The sequence below is a fragment of the Curtobacterium sp. MCBA15_013 genome (genome assembly GCF_001865095.1).
Lineage (GTDB): Bacteria > Actinomycetota > Actinomycetes > Actinomycetales > Microbacteriaceae > Curtobacterium.
This window is the reverse complement of the sequence record NZ_MJGQ01000045.1, coordinates 481,129-499,059: the sequence shown is the minus strand read 5'-3', so window position 1 is coordinate 499,059 and position 17,931 is coordinate 481,129. Positions and strand designations below refer to the sequence as shown.

The window sequence follows — 17,931 nt, the reverse complement described above, 5'->3', positions numbered from 1 at the left end:
ACTGCCGCTCGGCGCCCGCGCACCGCAGACTTCGGGGGTGACCGACACCTCGATGCGCCCTGCACACGCGACTGCCTCCCGCTGGGAGCGGCACTCCTCGCTGCAGACGTTCGCCGAGCTCCTGCTCGGTCTGTCGTTCACCGCCGCGGTCGCCTTCGGCGGGTACGCGGCCGTGACGGGACGGATGACCGTGCTGTCGCAGGGCGCCGGCGTGGTGTTCCTCGTGACGCTGACGTGCGTCCTCGTGTCGTGGTTCCGTGCCGTCGAGCGCGAGGAGGCACCCGTGGCGGCGCCGGCTGCCTCCGTCGTCGACCCGATCTCGGCGATCGACGCGGAGTACCGCCGCTAGTCCTCCCCCGCCGCGGCCCCACGCGCAGCGGCATCCCCCGCAGTGGCCTCACGCGCAGTGGCCTCCCCCGCCGCGGCCTCACGCGCCGCCCGCCGATCGGCCCGCCGCTCGAAGAGCCCCTCGACGAGGGCGTACAGCGACGGCAGCACCACGAGGGTGAGCAGCGTCGACGACACCAGCCCGCCGATGACCACGAGCGCGAGCGGCTGCGAGATGAACCCGGACCGGCCGGTCAGCCCGACGGCCATCGGGAGCAGCGCGAAGATCGTCGCCAGGGCGGTCATCAGGATCGGCCGGAGTCGTCTGGTCGCACCCTCGATCAGGGCCTCGTGCACGCGGAGCCCCCGGCGCCGGTACTGGTTGACGAGGTCGATGAGGACGATCGCGTTCGTCACCACGATGCCCACGAGCATGAGCAGGCCGATCAGCGACGCCACACCGAGCGGGATCCCCGTCACGATCTGCAGGAGCAGCGCGCCGGTGACCGCGAACGGCACCGACACGAGCAGCAGCAGCGGCTGCCGCAGGCTCCGGAACGTCGCGACCATGATCACGTAGACGATCAGGACCGCGACGAGCATGGCCAACAGGAGCTGGCTGAACGCCGACGACTGGCTCGAGGCGACACCGCCGATCTCGGCGGATGCGCCACGCGGCAGGTCGAGCGCGTCGACGGCCGCCGTCACGTTCTGCACGGCGGCGCCGAGGTTCGTCGAGTCCGGGGTCACCGTGATCGTGGCCGTCCGGACGGCGTTCGACGTCGTGATGGACGTCGGCCCCTCGGACTGCTCGACGGTCGCCAGGTCGGACAGCGGCACCGACCCGGTCGAAGTGGGGATGGACAGCGACCGCAGTGCCGCGACGGTGGTCGGCGGCTCGGGGTCGGCGATGTACACGTCGAGCGTCGCGTCGTCGATCTCGATCGTGCCGGTGTCACGCGGTGAGACCGCCGCGGCGACGATCCCGCCGACCTGCGTCTCGGTCAGCCCGCGCTCCGCGGCCGCCTGCCGGTCGACCCGGACGGCGAGGTACGGCTCGGACGCCGACAGGTTGCTCGTCGCGCCGGTCGTGCCGTCGACCTTCCGCATCTCGCGCAGCACCGACGCCGCCGCGGTCCGGAGCTCTGCCTGGGTCGGCGCGGTGACGTCGACCTCGATGTCGCTCGAGCCGCCGAAGCCGCCACCGGCCGACGAGAGGCTGACCTCGCCGACGCCGTCGATCCGGTCGATGCGGTCGCGCGCGGTGGACTGGATGGCGGTCTGGTCGTCGCCGGCGTCCGTCGTCACGTTGTACTGCACGGAGGCCGACGCCCCGCCCCCGAAGGCCGCCTGGATCGACTGCCCGCTCGTCCCGATGGTGGTCTGCACGGTCTGCACACCCTGGACACCGCGGAGCACGCGCTCCACCTCCTGCGCCGCGTCGGACTGCTCGTCGAGGCTCGTCCCCGGCTCGAGGTCCTGCGTGACGGTGAAGGTGTTCTGCCCGGAGTCGCCGAGGTAGTTCGTCTTGACGAACGGCACGGCGGCCGCGGTGCCGCCGAGCACGAGGACCGCCAGGACCACCACGAGCGCCGGCCGTCCGATGGCCCATCGCAGCACGGGCTGGTACCCGCGCCGGAGCCGGTCGGACGTGCCGGCGTCGTGCAGGTCCTCGGCGGACGACAGCGCGGCGGTCGCAGCGGACCCGTCGGCAGCAGCGCCACCGGCAGCAGCACCGCCGGCAGCAGCGGCGGCAGCGCCACCAGCGGCGGCAGCGCCACCAGCGACGGTGCCACCGGCGGCGGCAGGCGTCCGGAGGAACCAGTACGCGAGCACCGGGACGATCGTCAGCGACACCAGCAGCGACGCCACGAGCGCCATGGTGACGGTCAGGGCGAACGGCCGGAACAGCTCGCCGACGAGCTCCGCGACGAACGCGACCGGCAGGAACACGGCGACGGTGGTGAGGGTCGACGCGGTGACGGCGCCGGCCACCTCGCGGACGGCGTCGAGCACCGCTCGGGTCCGGTCCACCCCGGGTTGCAGGTGCCGCTTGATGTTCTCGATGACCACGATCGAGTCGTCCACCACGCGCCCGATCGCGATGGTGAGCGCGGCGAGCGTGATGACGTTCAGCGTGTACCCGGTCGCCCGCATGCCGATCGCGGCGAGGAGCACCGAGGTCGGGATCGAGATCGCGGTGACGATCGTCGACCGCACCGACAGCAGGAACAGCAGGATCACGACGACGGCGAACCCGAGGCCGAGGAGCCCCTCTTCGGCGAGGGAGTCGATGGACTGCTGGATGTAGGGCGCCTGGTCGAACACGACGGTGAACCGGGGGTCGCCGGCGACCTTCGCCTCGATGCCGGGGAGGGCGTCGCGGACCGTCTTCGAGACGTCGACGGTGTTCGCTTCCTGCGTCTTGGTGATCGCGATGGTCAGTGCCGTCTCGCCGTTCACGCGGCTGATCGAGGTGCGCGGCGACTCCTCGATCGCGACCTTCGCCACGTCGCCGATGGTGGTCGGCGTCGTCGCGGCGGCCCCGGCACCGGCGGTCGCACTGGAGGCGCTGCCCGCCCCCGCCGCACCGCCAGCCGCCGTCCCACTGGTCGCGTCCACGGCCCCGGTCGCGCCCGCCCCGCCGGTCGCGCCTGCCCCGGCGTCCGCCGCACCGCCGGACGAGGAGCTGCCGGAGGATCCCGCCCCGGACGACGACCCGCCGCTCGACGACGCGGTCAACGGCAGCCCCTCGATGTCCTTGATCGACGCGATCCGCTCCCCCGTCTGCACCGACAGCGTCGTGCCGTCCTGGGTGATCGTGCCACCGGGGACGAGCGTCCCGTTGTCGTCGAGTGCGTCCGCGATGGACTGGGTGCTCAGGCCCCGCGACGCCAGCTCGTCGGTGTCCGGGGTGATCACGACGCGGCGCCCCGGGTTGCCGAAGACGTCGGCCTGCCGGACCCCGTCGAGCTTCTCGATGTCGGGGATCGCCGTGGCGTTCAGCCGGTCGACCAGCTGTTCCTGGTCGCCCTTCCCCGTGACGGCGAGCTGCAGCACGGGCAGGTCGTCGAAGGACCCGGTGACGATCTGCGTCTGCACGGTGTCCGGGAGCGACAGGGCGTTCACCGCGGTCTGGATCTTGTCCTCGGCGCTGGCGAGGTTCGATCCGTAGTCGAACGACGCCGAGACGACGCTCTGCCCGGTCGACGACGTCGCGGTGGTCGACTCGAGGTTCGGCACGACCTGGATCGCCTGCTCGATCTTCGTCGACACGTCGTTCGACACGACCTCGGGCGTGGCACCGGGGTACGCGCTGACGATGGCGACCTGCGGGAACTGGACGCTGGGGATGAGCTCCTGCTTGAGGCTCGTCAACGCGATGCCGCCGAACACCGCGACGACGACGGTGACGAGCGCGATGAGCGCCCGGTTGCGGAGGCTGAAGACCGAGAGGAGGTGCACACCCTGATCCTTGCAGGGCGTCCCTCGACGCGCTCAGCCGCCGAGGAGCAGGTACGCGCCGAGCACGCCCACGGTCCCGAGCACACCCGTGGCGAGCGCCACGATCCGGCCGAGCGGGGTCCGTGCCGTCACGACCGCCACGACGAGCACCGCCAGACCGACGACGATCTCGACCACCCAGGTCACCGGCCCCGTGGTGTCCGCGACCTGCAGCAGGGCCCGGACGCCCTCGCCGACGAGCACGGCGGCGGTCGCCCCGAGCGCTGCCCCGCGCCACCCGACGTCCCGGGACCGGAGTGCCACCGCGACCGCACCCGCGAGCACCCCGGCGGGGATGCCCATCAGGACCCAGAAGTTCGTGATCGACAGGACGTCCGGGTAGCCGCGCAGGTTCGTCGTCGCCCAGTACCCCACGTGCATGAGCTCGAGGAGCACGACGCCGAGCACCATCGCGACCGGCGACGCCCAGCGCCCCGACCGCACACCGGCGAGCAGGCACAGCGCAGCCGCGACGACGAACCAGGGTCCGGCGGAGTTCGCGACGGAGGAGAGTCCGGGCACCGCCTGCCCGAACGAGGTCAGCACCCCGGCGAGCAGTGCCCCCGTGAGCGCCATCGAGACCCGGGCGGCGGCGGGCACCGCGTGGGTCGGAGCGGGCGCCGGACGGGCCGTCGTGCCGGCGTGCATGGTCGTCTCCATGGGACCAGGATCCCGGTGGCCGGGCGTCGCACGCATCACTCCGCAGAGCCAGATCGCACGAGGGGCGTCACCCCGGAGGATGACACTGCCGAGCGAGGAGGGCGCGTCACACCACCGCGGCGAGCGACCCCCGCACGCCGGCGGCGTCGCCACCGATCCGTGCCCACGACCGTTCGAGCACGTCGACGAGCCGCACCCGGTCGGCCGGGGACATCGTGAACGGCACCCGCAGGAACCGCTCGAACCCACCGTCCGGGCCGAAGACCCCGCCGGACGCGAGCACGACGCCCTCGGCGCGCGCGGCGAGCACCAGCGCGCTCGACACCGGGCGCCCGAGCCCGACCCACGTCGTCAACCCGCCCGCCGGCGACGGCACGTCCCACTCCGGGAGCCGCGCACGCAACGCACCCACGACGTCGTCGCGACCCTGGCGCAGGTACTCGCGCCGCGCCTCCAGGACCGCCGCCGTCCGCGGGACGAGCTCCCGCGCGACCAACTGGTCGAGCACGGGCGTGCCGAGGTCGCCCGTCGGCCGGGCGAGGAGCAGCCGCTGCAGGAGCGCCGGTGCGGCGCGGATCCAACCGATCCGCAGGCCGCCCCAGAACACCTTGTCGGCCGACCCGATCATCACGACCGATGCCCCGGACGGGTCGGCCGCTGCCATTGGCAGGGACGGCGAGCCCTCGATCCGCAGCTCGCCCATGGTCTCGTCCGCGATGACCGTCGTCCCGGTCGACGCAGCGACGGACAGCAGGAGCTCCCGGGTGGACGCGGACATCGTCGCTCCGGTCGGGTTGTGCAGCTCGGGCATGACGTACGCGACCGCCGGCGCCGTGCGGCGCATCGTGGTCTCGAGCGCCGTGGCGTCCCACCCGGTCCGTGCGTCGACGGGCACGCCGACGAGTCGACCGCCGACCTCGCGGAAGGCCTCGTGCGCGTGCGGGTAGGTCGGGGACTCGACGAGGACGGCGTCGCCCCGGCGGACGAGCACCCGGGCGAGCAGGGCGATCGCGTGCTGCGCCCCGATCGTCACGACGACCTGGGACGGGTCGGTGGGCAGGCCGCGTTCGGTGTACCGCTCGGCGATCGCCGCGCGCAGCCCGGGGTCCCCGACGGTGTCGTACCCGATGCCGGCGAGCGCCGCGGGCACGTGCCGCACCGCGCGCTCGACCGCCTCGGCGATCCCGGGAGCCGCGTGCAGTGCGGCCTTGCGGAGGTCGAGCAGGTCGTCGTCGACGACGCCGCCGAGCCGTTCCGGGTCCGGTCGGCCGATCAGCCCGGCCGGGAGCCGGACCACGCTGCCGGACCCCCGGAGCGACACCACGAAGCCGTCGGACCGGAGCCTCGAGTACGCGTTCGCGACGGTGGTGCGCGAGACACCGAGCGCGGTGGCGAGGCCGCGCTCGGCGGGCAGCCGCACGCCCTGCGGGATCCGGCCGTCGATGACGAGCACGCGCAGCGCGTCGGACAGCGCCTCGTACGCGGGGGCGTCGGTACCGGCGCGCCAGTCGGTGAGGAGGAGCGCTGCGGATCGGGCACTGAGGAGGACCGGAGTCATGGATCCACGGTAGCGGAATTGGCTCTCGACCCGCAGTCCAATCTCCACGACGATCGAGCCATGCCCCGCTCCACCGCCCTCACGCTCCGCTTCGTCCAGCTCTTCGTGGGTCTGTTCCTCTACGGCGCCTCGACGGCACTGCAGGTGCGTGCAGTCGTCGGGGTCTCGTCGTGGACGGTCCTCACGGAGGGGCTCGAGAACGTGGTGCCGTGGTCCTTCGGCGTCATCACCGTGGTGTCGAGCGGCGTCATCCTGCTGTTCTGGATCCCGCTCCGCCAGAAGCCGGGCATCGGGACGCTGCTCAACGCCCTGGCGATCGGACCGAGCGCCGACCTCGTGCTCTGGCTCGTCCCGACACCGTCGGAACTCCTCGGCCGGGTCCTCCTGTTCGTCGCCGGGCTGGTGCTCCTGGCGGTCGCCACCGCGTTCTACATCGGCGCCGGCTTCGGCACGGGCGCTCGTGACGGCCTGATGGTCGGCCTGCACGAGCGCCTCGGCTGGCCGGTGTGGGTGGCGCGGACCGTCATCGAGGTCTCGGTCGTGATCGTCGGCTGGTTCCTCGGCGGCGACGTCGGAGCCGGCACCGTAGTCGCGGCGTTCGCGATCGGTCCGATGGTGCAGCCGCTCATGCCGGTCTTCCGCCGGTTCCCGTGGAGCCCGGAACGGACGCGTGCCACCACACCGGTCCAGGAGGCGCGGGTCGCCGCCGCCTCGGAGGTCGCCTAGAGCCCTTGCGTGCGTCCAGGTCGCGATATAACGTGTCTGCCACAGACGCGATACATCGCGAGTTCGAGGAGGCAACATGGCCCAGGAGAAGTGGCTCGTCGAGGAGCCGAAGGTGATCGACACCGGGATCGTCCGCCGCTTGCGCGTGGGCCTCGCCGGAGGACAGGTGGACGTCGTCGCGCACGACGAGCCGACCGCCCGCGTCGAGGTGCACAGCGTGTCCGGCAAGCCGATGAAGATCGAGCTCGACGGCGACACGCTCACGATCGACCACCCGCAGGTCCGGTGGGACGACCCGATCGGCTTCCTGAAGTCGTTCCGCGGCAAGGCCCACGCCGACGTCAGCGTCCTCGTGCCCCGCGACGCCATCGTCACCCTCGGCGTCGTCTCGGCCGGGGCCCTGCTGTCCGGCACGAACCGCGGCGCCACGCTCAACACGGTGTCCGGCGACCTCGTCGTCGACGACGTCGCGGGTGACGTCACCGTGAACGCGGTGTCCGGCACGACGACCATCCGCGAGCTCGACGGCGCCCTGACGGTCCACACCGTGTCCGGCGACGTCGTGGCGACCGGGGCGATACCGCGGTTCTCGGCCGACGGGGTGAGCGCCGACGTGGTGCTCGACCTGCACGGCACCCCCGACCAGGCCCGCGTCAACACGGTGTCCGGTGCGGTGAGCGTCCGACTCGAGGACGGCGTGCCCTACCAGTGCACCGTCAGCACCGCCTCGGGCAAGCTGCAGTTCGACGACTCGGAGATCCGCGGCGTGCGGGGGTCCTACGTCAAGCAGGGCGGCGAGCTGTCCGGGCAGTGGCTCGACCTCAAGGTGAACTCGGTGTCCGGCGACATCGCGGTGCTGCACGCCCCACCCGTCGCGGAGCCGACGGCACCGACGACACCGACGACACCGACCGCGCCGGCTGCGCCGACCACGCCCGCGGCCCCGGTGAACGACGGCGAGGTGCCCGAATGAGCCCCGTCTTCGCGCACGGCCACCTGCGCCTCTACCTGCTCGTGCTGCTGGCGGACCACCCGATGCACGGGTACGAGGTCATCCAGGCCCTCGGCGACCGCTTCGGCGGCACCTACGTCCCGAGCGCCGGCACCGTGTACCCGCGGCTCGCCAAGCTCGAGGAAGAGGGACTCGTCACGAAGTCCGCCGACGGTCGGAAGACCGTCTACGCCATCACCGACGCGGGCCGTGCCGAGCTCGACGCCCGTGCCGACGAGATCGCCGCGGTCGAGAACGGCGTCAACGACTCGGTGAAGTCCCTCGCCGACGGCGTCCGCGCCTCGGTGGGCGAGGCGATGCGGTCGCTCCGTGCCGACCTCGCGGCGAGCGCGCAGGCACCGCGGGGCCGGACCGCCGACGAGCCCGTGGACGTCCCGTCCGAGGGCGCCCGCGCCCTGCGCGAGGTCGAGATGGTCCTGTCGTCGTTCCGGCAGCAGGTCCGGGCGGACCTCCGCCGTCGGGCGACCCGCGGCACGCTCGGTGCGGACACGGTCACGCGTCTGCGCGACGGCCTGGAGGCGCTGCGCAAGTCCCTCTGACGACCGGCGGCCGACAGACGGTGACGACCCGCGCCTCCAGGCAGTCCACCAGGAGGCGCGGGTCGTCCCTCACAGACCGCGGTCGGCCAGGGCGTGCATCGCGTCCCGCAGGGCGCGGGCGGCACCCGCGCCCGCCCACTCGTAGGCGTGCGTGAACCGCTCGTCCTGCACGTACATGTCACCGAGCGTGCGGAACCGGTCGGCGGTGAGCTCGGCCGGGGGCGTCGCCTCGGCGAGCCAGGCGAACTGACGCCGTGCGAGTGCTGCGCCGGCCTCCGATGCCGGACCCGCGCCCGACGCGGCGAGCGCTGCGGCGTCCTGCGCGATCGCCCGCTGTTCCGCCTGGAAGGCCTCCTTCGCGGCGGGGTCCTTCGACTCCCACCAGCGTGCGCCTCGGTCCCAGGCCGCGGGCCCCCAGCGCTCCTCGACCTCCTGCCGGAAGCGCGTCTGGTCGAACCCGTCGAACGTGTCGGTGGCGTTCATGTCCTGTCCTTCCTCGATCCTCGTGATGGTGGTCCGCACGGCCGCGAGCTGCCGCGCGAGCCGGTCGCGCTCGCGTTCGAGCCACGCGACGTGCGCCGTGAGGGCCGTGACGTCGTCCTGCTCGCCGTCGAGGACCCGGCCGACGTCGGCCAGCCCGAGTCCGAGCCCGCGCAGCAGGAGGATCCGTTGCAGCCGGACCAGCGCGCGGTCGTCGTAGCGTCGGAGCCCGCCCTCGCCGACCGCGGTCGCGGGCAGCAGGCCGATCGCGTCGTAGTGCCGGAGCGTGCGGCTCGACACACCGGCGGAACGCGCCACGTCGGCGATGCCGTGCGGTGCTTTCGCAGCTGCGGCCGCTGTGTCTGTCGAATCCCTCATGCGGGCTACGGTAGAGGTTGACGCAGCGTCAACCGCAAGGGGTTTCCGGGGTGCGCCCGACCCGAACCGGCACGGACGGGGAATACCACCGGGGTCGGCCGTGTTGACTCGCGCCCGGAAATGAGTAGGTTTGCCGCTCGTGACGAACGAGATCCGGTCGTTGAAAGCGCGACTGATCGGGGATCCCCTTCCCTCCGAGAAGCTCGAGGGACAGCTCCTCCCGAAGCACCTGGCACTGCCGATCTTCGCGAGTGACCCGCTGTCCTCCGTGGCGTACGCGCCGCAGGAACTCCTCATGATCCTGCTGCTCGGCGGGATGGCGTTCCTGACGTTCGCCCCGTGGGTCGCCGCCCTCGTCGTGCTGCTGCTCGTCGTGGTCGTCGCGTCCTACCGACAGCTCATCAAGGCGTACCCGTCCGGCGGTGGCGACTACGAGGTGGCGCACCGGAACCTCGGCGAGAAGGCGGGGCTCGTCGTGGCCTCCGCACTGCTCGTCGACTACGTCATGACGGTGGCGGTCTCGGTCGCGTCGGGCGTGGACAACATCATCTCCGCGCTCCCGTTCCTCAACGAGTTCCGGGTCGAACTGGCCCTGGTGTTCGTCGTGCTCCTCGCCGCCGCGAACCTCCGGGGTGTCCGCGAGTCGAGCAAGGCCTTCGCCGTGCCGACCTACCTCTTCGTCGGCAGCGTCTTCGTGATGGTCGTCGTCGGGCTCGTCCGGGCCGCGGCCGGCAACGCCCCGGTCGCGGAGTCCGCCGCCTACACCGTGCAGAACGTCGAGCACACGACGCAGGCAGCGTTCATCCTGCTGCTCCTCCGCGCGTTCGCGTCCGGCTGTTCGGCGCTGACCGGTGTCGAGGCGATCGCGAACGGCGTGCAGGCGTTCCGCCGCCCGAAGATCAAGAACGCGCAGATGACCCTCGTGTTCATGGGGTCGATCGCGATCGTGCTGTTCGTCGGCCTCATCACGCTCGCCCTCATCTCCCGCGTGCACTACGCCGAGAGCGCGTGCGATCTGCAGGGCTTCGCGCAGTGCGCCACGACGCCGCAGCGTTCCCTGATCGCGCAGATCGCGGCCGCGACGTTCGGCGACAACACGGTCCTCTTCTTCGTGATCCAGGCGACCACCGCGGCGGTGCTGCTGCTCGCCGCCAACACGGCGTTCAACGGCTTCCCGCTGCTGGGGTCGATCCTCGCTCGCGACTCGTACGCCCCGAAGGCCCTGTCGACCCGCGGCGACCGGCTCATCTACTCGAACGGCGTGATCGTGCTCGCCCTCGTCGCGGCGGCGCTGCTGATCGTGTACCGGGCGAACGTCACGAGCCTCATCCAGCTCTACATCATCGGTGTGTTCGTGTCGTTCACGCTCGGGCAGACCGGGATGATCGTGCACTGGACGCGGTTGCTGCGGGCGGACCGGGCGGGCACCGCGGACGGTCCGGTCAACCGTGGGCAGGTCATGCGCTCCCGCGCCATCAACGCCACCGGGGCGACCTTCACGTTCGTCGTCCTCGTCATCGTCACGATCACGAAGTTCACGCACGGCGCCTGGCTCGTGTTCCTGATCATGCCGATCCTGTTCGTGCTCATGCTCGGCGTGAACCGGTACTACCGCGACGTCTCGCACGAGATCGAGGCCGACGAGGAGACCCGGTTCGGCGCGACCGGCGACCACGCGATCGTCCTGGTGAACAAGCTGCAGAAGCCCGTGCTCAAGGCCCTCGACTACGCGATCGCCGCGAAGCACGCGAGCTTCGAGGCCCTGCACGTCGCGATCGACGACGCCGATGCGGCCCGGCTCCGGGCGCAGTGGGAGGAGTACGGCATCGAGGTCCCCCTGACCATCGTGCCGAGCCCCTACCGCGACATCTCGATGCCGCTCATCAAGTACATCAAGGCGCACCGGATGGAGCACGGCTCCGAGGTCGTGACCGTCTACACGCCGGTCTTCATCGTCGGCCACTGGTGGGAGACCTTCCTCCACAACCACCGCGGTCGCCGCATCCGGAAGAAGCTGCTGCTCGTGCACGGCGTGACCGTCGCGCTCGTGCCCTGGCTGCTCGACTCCTCCGAGCTCCTGTACGGCCGGCGATCCCGCCCGCTCCCCGGCCAGGAGCGTCGCGGCGAGCCGATCCGCCCCGCACTCCGCCGCTCCCCGCACGGCGTCGTCCAGCACGACGCCGAGGACGACCGTCTGCTCCGGTCGGCCCAGCGGAACAGCCTGCAGCCGCGCCGCGCGACCCGTCCGGCCGGTCCCGCCGAGGGCGTCGACCCGACCCAGTGCACCGGTGAGATGCACGTCCTCGTCCCGTCGCCTCCACGCGGCGACGGTCGCTCGTCGTAGCATCTGTCGTCATGACGATCTCCGACCTGCGCACGTTCGCCACGTTCGACGGGCACGGCGGCAAGGTCTCGAAGCGCGTCGAGGTGCTCGACCACGAGCCGACGCCCGGCGGCCCGCACGAGGGACTCGTCGCCGTCCGCGGCCCGCACCCCCTCGGTGCACTCGACGAGCAGGCGGCCGAGGACTCGACGCACCGCATCGGCTGGGTCGACCCGGCGACGCTCCGCGACTGGTACCGCCCGGACCGCGTGGTGGTCACCCGGATCGAGGCGCGTCGGTCCGGCATCGAGCCCGGCACGTACGCGGATTCACGCGGTCGCGGTCGGGTCCGGATCGACGGCCTGGAGGCGCGGCTCGCCCCCAACGGTCGGCCCGCCTTCCGCGCACTGGCGGGTTCCGCGGACGACCCGGTCGTCGACGTGCCGCTCCCCACGGACCAGGCGGTGCGGCTCGTGGCGGTGCGCGCGGTCGACGAGGGCCTCGAGATCGTGACCACCCCGGTGTCGCCGTTCCTGTCGCCCGGTCGGTACCCGGCCTTCGGCGACGACGTCGTGGGGCTGCCGCCGCGCTCGGGCACCGGGCACGTCCTGGTCCGCGCTGCCGTCCTGATCGACGGCACCCTGCACGAGGTCGAGCGGATCGACGAGCGTGCCGCGACGATCTGGATCCGCCGCGAGGACCGGTCGGTCCCGATCGCGGTGAGCTCGGTCGGTCCGGACCTGGTGCGGTACACCGCGGTCGCGGACTGACCGCGGACGTGGGTGCCGTGTGTCCGGGGGACGCCACGGTGGGCGTTCCGGTCGGGGGTGCGGCGTAGCGTCCACGCCATGAGTGACGCAGACCCGATCGACGACCGTACCGACCAGCCCGAGACCCTCGGCGGCCCCCGACCCGACCCCAGCACCGACGCCAGCAAGGACCCCGAGCAGTGGGTCACCGGTGACGAGCCCATGACCGGGCCGCAGCGCAGCTACCTCGACACCCTCGCCCGCGAGGCCGGCGAGGAACTCCCGGCCGACCTCACCAAGGCCGAGGCATCGGAGCACATCGACCGCCTGCAGCAGCAGACCGGGCGCGGCGCCGATTCCTGAACGCCGGTCCGCGCTTCTGCGGACCCGCGCCTGGGCATGTTCTGGTGATGTCCGGGAAGTCCCCCGGACGCGGGTGGATGATGACGCGTCACCGGTTAGCTTCGACGGCATGCGAACGACATCGACCTCCATCGGCCTGACCGCGCTCCGCATCGTCCTCGGCGTGGTGTTCATCGCCCACGGCGCCCAGAAGTTCGCGCAGGGGATCGGCTCCGTGTCCCAGGGCTTCTCCGGCATGGGCGTCCCCCTCGCCGAGGTCGCGGCGCCCCTCGTCGCCGGGCTCGAACTCGTCGGCGGGGTCTTCCTCGTGCTCGGCGTCGCGACCCGGATCGTCGGCGTGCTGCTCGCGGTCGACATGGTCGTGGCCGGCCTGCTCGCGCACGGGTCCGCGGGGTTCTACTCGCAGGACGGCGGGTTCGAGTACGTGCTCGTGCTCGCGGTGGCGTCCCTCGCGGTGGCGCTGACCGGGCCGGGGCGGTTCTCGCTCGACGCCGTGTTCCTGCTGGCCTCGCGCCGGCGTCGTGGCGTCGAGGAGCCCCTGCCCGTCTGACGCGTGCGCCAGTGTGCGAGGTTCCGCGCTCCGTGGGACGGCCTGCGCCCCGCACCGGGCGCGGAACCTCGCACGGTGCGTCGGCGAGGTCGCACCGTGCGAGGTCAGTCGGACCCGACCGCCGGCGTCGATCCCGCATCGTCACCCGCGAGCACGTCCATCACCTGCCGGGCGATCCGCCGCCCGGCACGGTTCGCTCCGATCGTCGACGCCTGCGGTCCGTACCCCGCGAGGAACAACCGCGGCTGGTCCACCGACCGACCGTCCTCGACCACGATGCCCCCGGCCGCGGTCCGCAGGTGCAGCGGCGCGAGGTGCCGCAGGTCCGCACGGAACCCGGTCGCCCAGATCACGGCGTCGGCGTGCACGTGCTCCCCGTCGGCCGTGACCACACCGGTCTCGTCGAGCCGGGTGAACATCGGCGAGTCCTGCAGCACACCCCGCTCGAGTCCGGCACGGATCCGGCGCGACACGGGGACACCGGTGCCGGAGACGATGCTCGGCAGGGTCTCCCCCGCCCGTGCGGCCCGGTCCTGCTCGTCGACCGCCGCCACCGCGGACTCGAGGTCGAGCGCCGCCGACTCCGACCACACCACCGGCCGCCGGGTGAACCACCGGGTCCGCGCGGCGACGCCGTCGAGCTCGAGCAGGAACCCGATCGCGCTCGTGCCACCGCCGACGACCACCACGTCCTGACCGGCGAACTCCGCCGCGCTCCGGTACTCCGTCGTGTCCAGCTGCCGACCCCCGAAGGCATCGCGACCCGGGTACCACGGGACGAACGGCGTGCCCCACGTCCCGGAGGCGTTCACGACGACCTCGGCGCCGATCCTGCTCGTGCGCCCGTCGGCGGTCCGGACGGTGACGCACAGGCCTCCGGACGCTCCGGGGCTGTCCCCGATGCGCGACACGGACGACACCGAGACCGGACGGCGGACCCGCAGGTCGTAGCGCTGCTCGAAGCGCCGGTAGTACTCGCCGACGACGTCCCGCGCCGGTCGCGATCGGTCGGCGTCGTCGAACCGGAGCCCCATCGCGTTCATCCCGGGCAGGTCGTGCACGCGGTGCGCGGCTCCGAGGCGGAGGGCCTCCCACCGGAACTGCCAGGCTCCACCCGTGCTCGGCGCCCGGTCGAGCAGCACCAGATCGCTCCCCGGCGTCAGGCCGAGCCGACGGAGGTGGTATCCCACGGAGAGGCCGGCCTGACCCGCGCCGATCACCACGACCCGGGCGTGCTGGTCGGCCGGGGCCTGCGCGTCGTCTGTCATCACTTCGATTCTGCTGTGGGCGGGGCCGTCGCGGCGACGTCCAGATCGGGGTACATGGTAGAGTGATCGGCAGATTTCAAACCACGAAACCGTTCGGTTCCCCGGGTGACTCCTCTCCCGCCAGGACCGGACCAGAGCCGATCACGAGGGGGTCACGCATGGGGCGCGGCCGTCAGAAGGCGAAGCACACCAAGGTCGCCCGGGAACTGAAGTACTTCAGCCCGGAGACGAACTACGGTGCGCTCGAACGAGAGCTCTCCGCCGGGCAACACTCGGACGAGAACTCCTACGTCGACCGCTGGGCAGACCAATACGGTGATGACCAGCTCGAAGAAGACGACGAGTTCGAACCGCAGCAGGACCAGAACAAGTCCGCCTGACCCAGGCTCGATGACGACGCCGCGCACCCTCCGGGGCAGCGCGGCGTTTCGTCGTGCGTGCCGCCCAGTGCCGCCCAGTGCCGCCGTGCCGCCCGCGTCTGACGTCGGCCGGGGCCCCGCGGACTCGGAACGACATCCTCGACGTCGTACGACAGCGACGATGTCGCACCCGCGCGCCCGCAACGACCCGCGCACGCAACGAACGACGAATCCGACGTCGTACGACAGCAACGATGTCGCACCCGCGCGCCCGCAACGACCCCCGCACGCAACGGACGACCAACCCGAGGTCGCACGACCTGCCGCGCCCGTTCTGCCCCGGTCGCACGAACTGCCGCCCGGAAGGAGTCCGGACGGCAGTTCGTGCGACCTCGAGCCCGCGCGGCCCGCGCGGCCCGCGCGCGGCCCGCGCGCTCCGGGCGCCCGCGCTCAGCCCGCGTACGCCCCCACGAGCCGCACCGCGCCACCGTCGACGCCCTTCGCGCCCTGCTCGAACCCGTCGAGGTCACGCGCCGACGTCGAGATCGTCCCGACCGCCCACGACGGCAGCCCGGCAGCCCCGAGCGACGCGATGACGTCCGACGCCGCAGCGGCCGACACGACCGCGAGCATGCCGATGCCGAGGTTCCAGGTGCCCTCGGTGTCCTCGATGGGAGTGCCCGCCATCGACGCGAGCACACGGAAGACGGGGAGCGGCTCCCACGTGGAGCGATCGACCTCGACCCAGGACCCGACGGGCAGCACGCGCGCCAAGTTCGCCGCGATGCCACCACCCGTGACGTGTGACAGCGAGTGCACGGCGCCCGGGTGCTGCTCGATGAGCGACAGCAGCGGCGACGTGTAGAGGCGCGTCGGCTCGAGCAGGGCTTCCCCGACGAGGCCGCCGAGCTCCGGCAACGAGTCGGTGTACCCGACGCCCCGCGACGACAGGATGTGCCGCACGAGCGAGTACCCGTTGGAGTGCAGCCCGGAGGACTCGATCGCCACGACGACGTCGCCGTCCTGCACGAGGTGCGCGCCGAGCTGCGACCCGGCCTCGACCGCACCGACCGCGGCACCGGCCACGTCGTAGTCGTCCGGCCCGAGCAGCCCGGGGTGCTCCGCCGTCTCGCCCCCGACCAGCGCGGTGCCGGTCTCCGAGCAGCCGCGGGCGATGCCGGCGACGATGTCCGCGATGCGCCCGGGGACGACCCGGCCGCAGGCGATGTAGTCCGTCATGAAGAGCGGCTTGGCGCCGACCACGACGATGTCGTCGACGACCATGCCGACGAGGTCCTGCCCGATCGTGTCGTGCTTGTCGATCGCCTGCGCGATGGCGACCTTCGTCCCGACGCCGTCGGTGGAGGTCGCGAGCAGCGGCCGTGAGAAGTCCTTCAGGAACGAGACGTCGTAGAGCCCGGCGAAGCCACCGACGCCGCCCAGGACCGACGGGGTGTGGGTGGCCGCGACTGCGGACTTCATGAGTTCGACGGCCAGGTCACCGGCGGCGGTGTCCACTCCGGCTTCGGCGTACGGGTTGGGCATGCTGAGTCCTTCGCGGTGACATGGCAGACTTGTTCGGTACCCCCCGATTCTACGGTCTGGAGCACACCCGCGAATGTGCGGCATCGTCGGCCTCGTTGCACAGGGCCCCGCCAACCAATCCATCTACGACGCACTGCTCCTCCTGCAACACCGGGGACAGGACTCGACGGGCATCGCCACGGTCGAGGGTCACATCCACCACATGCACAAGACCCGCGGTCACGTGCGGGAGTCCTTCCGCACCCGTGACATGCGCGCCCTGCTGGGCACCATGGGCCTCGGGCACGTCCGGTACGCCACCAAGGGCGCCGCCAGCAACGAGGAAGAGGCCCAGCCGTTCTACGTGAACGCGCCCTACGGCATCGTCCTCGTGCACAACGGCAACCTGACGAACACGCGGGAACTCACCCGTGAACTGTTCGACATCGACCGGCGGCACCTCAACACGAGTTCCGACACCGAGCTGCTGGTGAACGTGCTCGCGCACGAGCTCCAGGGCCAGGTGCGCGGCAAGGACCTCGACCCCGGGCAGGTCTTCGACGCCGTCGAGCGCGTGCACGAGCGGGTCGAGGGCTCCTACGCCGCCATCGCGACCATCGCCGGGCACGGGCTGCTGGCGTTCCGCGACCCGTTCGGCATCCGCCCGCTGATCCTCGGGCACAAGTTCGACGAGGCCGGCAAGCCGGAGTGGGTCGTCGCCTCCGAGTCCCTCGTGCTCGAGTCCGGCGGCTACGAGATCGTCCGCGACGTCGCCCCCGGTGAAGCGATCTTCATCGAGATGAACGGCCAGATGCACGCCCGTCAGTGCGCGAGGAACCCGCGCCTGGTGCCGTGCTCGTTCGAGTACGTCTACCTCGCCCGTCCCGACTCCGTCATGAACGGCATCTCGGTGTACGACGCCCGCCTCCGGCTGGGCAACCGTCTGGCGGACACGATCGCGCAGTACGCCCCCACCGGAGACATCGACGTGGTCATGCCGATCCCGGACTCGAGCCGCCCGGCCGCGATGCAGGTCGCGCAGAAGCTCGGCATCGAGTACCGCGAGGGCTTCTACAAGAACCGCTACGTCGGCCGCACGTTCATCATGCCGGGGCAGGCGGAGCGCAAGCGGTCGGTGCGCCAGAAGCTCAACGCGATGTCGTCCGAGTTCAAGGGCAAGAACATCCTCATCGTCGACGACTCGATCGTGCGCGGCACCACGAGCCGCGAGATCGTCGAGATGGCCCGCGCCGCCGGTGCGAACGAGGTCACGTTCACGAGCGCCGCTCCCCCGGTCCGGTACCCGCACGTCTACGGAATCAACATGCCGACCCGCGCGGAGCTCATCGCCCACGACCGGAGGATCCCGGAGATCAACAAGGTGCTCGGCAGCGACCACCTGATCTACCAGGAGATCGGCGACATGCGCGACGCGATCATCGAGGGCTCCGACGTCACGGACCTCGAGATGAGCTGCTTCACGGGCGAGTACGTCACGGGCACGGTCAGCCCGGAGTACCTGTCCTGGGTCGAGGCCAACCAGCTCAGCTGAGCGCAGGTCGCGAACGCGACGGCCTGACGGACGGGAGGCGCGGTGCCAGCTGGCACCGC

Annotated in this window: 16 protein-coding genes; 10 read left to right on the top strand and 6 right to left on the bottom strand. The window is 71.9% G+C overall.

The window, feature by feature from the left end:
• The first annotated feature begins 37 nt into the window (after positions 1–37).
• On the top strand, positions 38–349 hold the full coding sequence (locus BIV01_RS16270) for a hypothetical protein (RefSeq protein WP_139199463.1): 312 nt from the start codon (positions 38–40) through the stop codon (positions 347–349).
• Here BIV01_RS16270 and BIV01_RS16265 read toward each other — a convergent pair.
• From BIV01_RS16265 to yczR, 3 genes are all read right to left on the bottom strand, one after another.
• Positions 346–3,792, bottom strand: a complete 3,447-nt coding sequence (locus BIV01_RS16265; RefSeq protein ID WP_083414092.1) for an efflux RND transporter permease subunit — start codon at positions 3,790–3,792, stop codon at positions 346–348. The genes BIV01_RS16270 and BIV01_RS16265 overlap by 4 nt on opposite strands.
• 33 nt (positions 3,793–3,825) lie before the next feature.
• Entirely contained in the window at positions 3,826–4,491 is a 666-nt protein-coding gene (locus tag BIV01_RS16260) for a DUF6518 family protein (protein ID WP_071303510.1), read from the bottom strand.
• Positions 4,492–4,597: 106 nt separating this feature from the next.
• Positions 4,598–6,049 carry a MocR-like transcription factor YczR gene (gene yczR / locus BIV01_RS16255; RefSeq protein WP_071303509.1) on the bottom strand — a complete coding sequence of 484 codons (1,452 nt, stop codon included), beginning with the start codon at positions 6,047–6,049 and terminating at the stop codon, positions 4,598–4,600.
• Positions 6,050–6,109: 60 nt separating this feature from the next.
• Here yczR and yczE point away from each other — a divergent pair, with 60 nt between their 5' ends.
• The 3 genes from yczE (at position 6,110) to BIV01_RS16240 (ending at position 8,326) form a co-directional block, all read left to right on the top strand.
• Positions 6,110–6,775 carry a membrane protein YczE gene (gene yczE / locus BIV01_RS16250; RefSeq protein ID WP_071303508.1) on the top strand — a complete coding sequence of 222 codons (666 nt, stop codon included), beginning with the start codon at positions 6,110–6,112 and terminating at the stop codon, positions 6,773–6,775.
• Positions 6,776–6,851: 76 nt separating this feature from the next.
• Entirely contained in the window at positions 6,852–7,748 is an 897-nt protein-coding gene (locus tag BIV01_RS16245) for a DUF4097 family beta strand repeat-containing protein (RefSeq protein WP_071303507.1), read from the top strand.
• Complete coding sequence (locus BIV01_RS16240) at positions 7,745–8,326, top strand: PadR family transcriptional regulator (RefSeq protein ID WP_071294482.1); 582 nt, start codon at positions 7,745–7,747, stop codon at positions 8,324–8,326. Before BIV01_RS16245 ends, BIV01_RS16240 begins: the two co-directional genes overlap by 4 nt.
• A gap of 69 nt (positions 8,327–8,395) precedes the next feature.
• Here BIV01_RS16240 and BIV01_RS16235 read toward each other — a convergent pair whose 3' ends face one another.
• Positions 8,396–9,184 (bottom strand): MerR family transcriptional regulator, encoded by a 789-nt coding sequence (locus tag BIV01_RS16235; protein ID WP_071303506.1) that lies wholly within the window; start codon positions 9,182–9,184, stop codon positions 8,396–8,398.
• A 130-nt stretch (positions 9,185–9,314) separates the two neighbouring features.
• On the opposite strand from BIV01_RS16235, the gene BIV01_RS16230 reads away from it, so the two are divergent.
• From BIV01_RS16230 to BIV01_RS16215, 4 genes are all read left to right on the top strand, one after another.
• Positions 9,315–11,528 (top strand): APC family permease, encoded by a 2,214-nt coding sequence (locus tag BIV01_RS16230; protein ID WP_071303505.1) that lies wholly within the window; start codon positions 9,315–9,317, stop codon positions 11,526–11,528.
• An 11-nt stretch (positions 11,529–11,539) separates the two neighbouring features.
• Complete coding sequence (locus tag BIV01_RS16225) at positions 11,540–12,277, top strand: hypothetical protein (RefSeq protein WP_071303504.1); 738 nt, start codon at positions 11,540–11,542, stop codon at positions 12,275–12,277.
• Between the two features lie 78 nt (positions 12,278–12,355).
• Complete coding sequence (locus tag BIV01_RS16220) at positions 12,356–12,619, top strand: DUF3072 domain-containing protein (RefSeq protein WP_071303503.1); 264 nt, start codon at positions 12,356–12,358, stop codon at positions 12,617–12,619.
• Positions 12,620–12,728: 109 nt separating this feature from the next.
• Complete coding sequence (locus BIV01_RS16215) at positions 12,729–13,169, top strand: DoxX family protein (protein WP_071303502.1); 441 nt, start codon at positions 12,729–12,731, stop codon at positions 13,167–13,169.
• A gap of 104 nt (positions 13,170–13,273) precedes the next feature.
• On the opposite strand, the gene BIV01_RS16210 is transcribed toward BIV01_RS16215, so the two are convergent.
• Entirely contained in the window at positions 13,274–14,437 is a 1,164-nt protein-coding gene (locus tag BIV01_RS16210) for an NAD(P)-binding domain-containing protein (RefSeq protein ID WP_071303501.1), read from the bottom strand.
• Between the two features lie 158 nt (positions 14,438–14,595).
• Between BIV01_RS16210 and BIV01_RS16205 the strand changes: the two genes are divergently transcribed.
• Positions 14,596–14,817, top strand: a complete 222-nt coding sequence (locus BIV01_RS16205) for a DUF3073 domain-containing protein (protein ID WP_070417000.1) — start codon at positions 14,596–14,598, stop codon at positions 14,815–14,817.
• 429 nt (positions 14,818–15,246) lie between these two features.
• On the opposite strand, the gene purM is transcribed toward BIV01_RS16205, so the two are convergent.
• On the bottom strand, positions 15,247–16,341 hold the full coding sequence (gene purM / locus BIV01_RS16200) for a phosphoribosylformylglycinamidine cyclo-ligase (protein ID WP_071303500.1): 1,095 nt from the start codon (positions 16,339–16,341) through the stop codon (positions 15,247–15,249).
• A 73-nt stretch (positions 16,342–16,414) separates the two neighbouring features.
• Here purM and purF point away from each other — a divergent pair, with 73 nt between their 5' ends.
• Positions 16,415–17,872, top strand: coding sequence for an amidophosphoribosyltransferase (gene purF, locus BIV01_RS16195; protein ID WP_071303499.1), 1,458 nt, complete (start codon positions 16,415–16,417; stop codon positions 17,870–17,872).
• Positions 17,873–17,931: the final 59 nt, after the last annotated feature.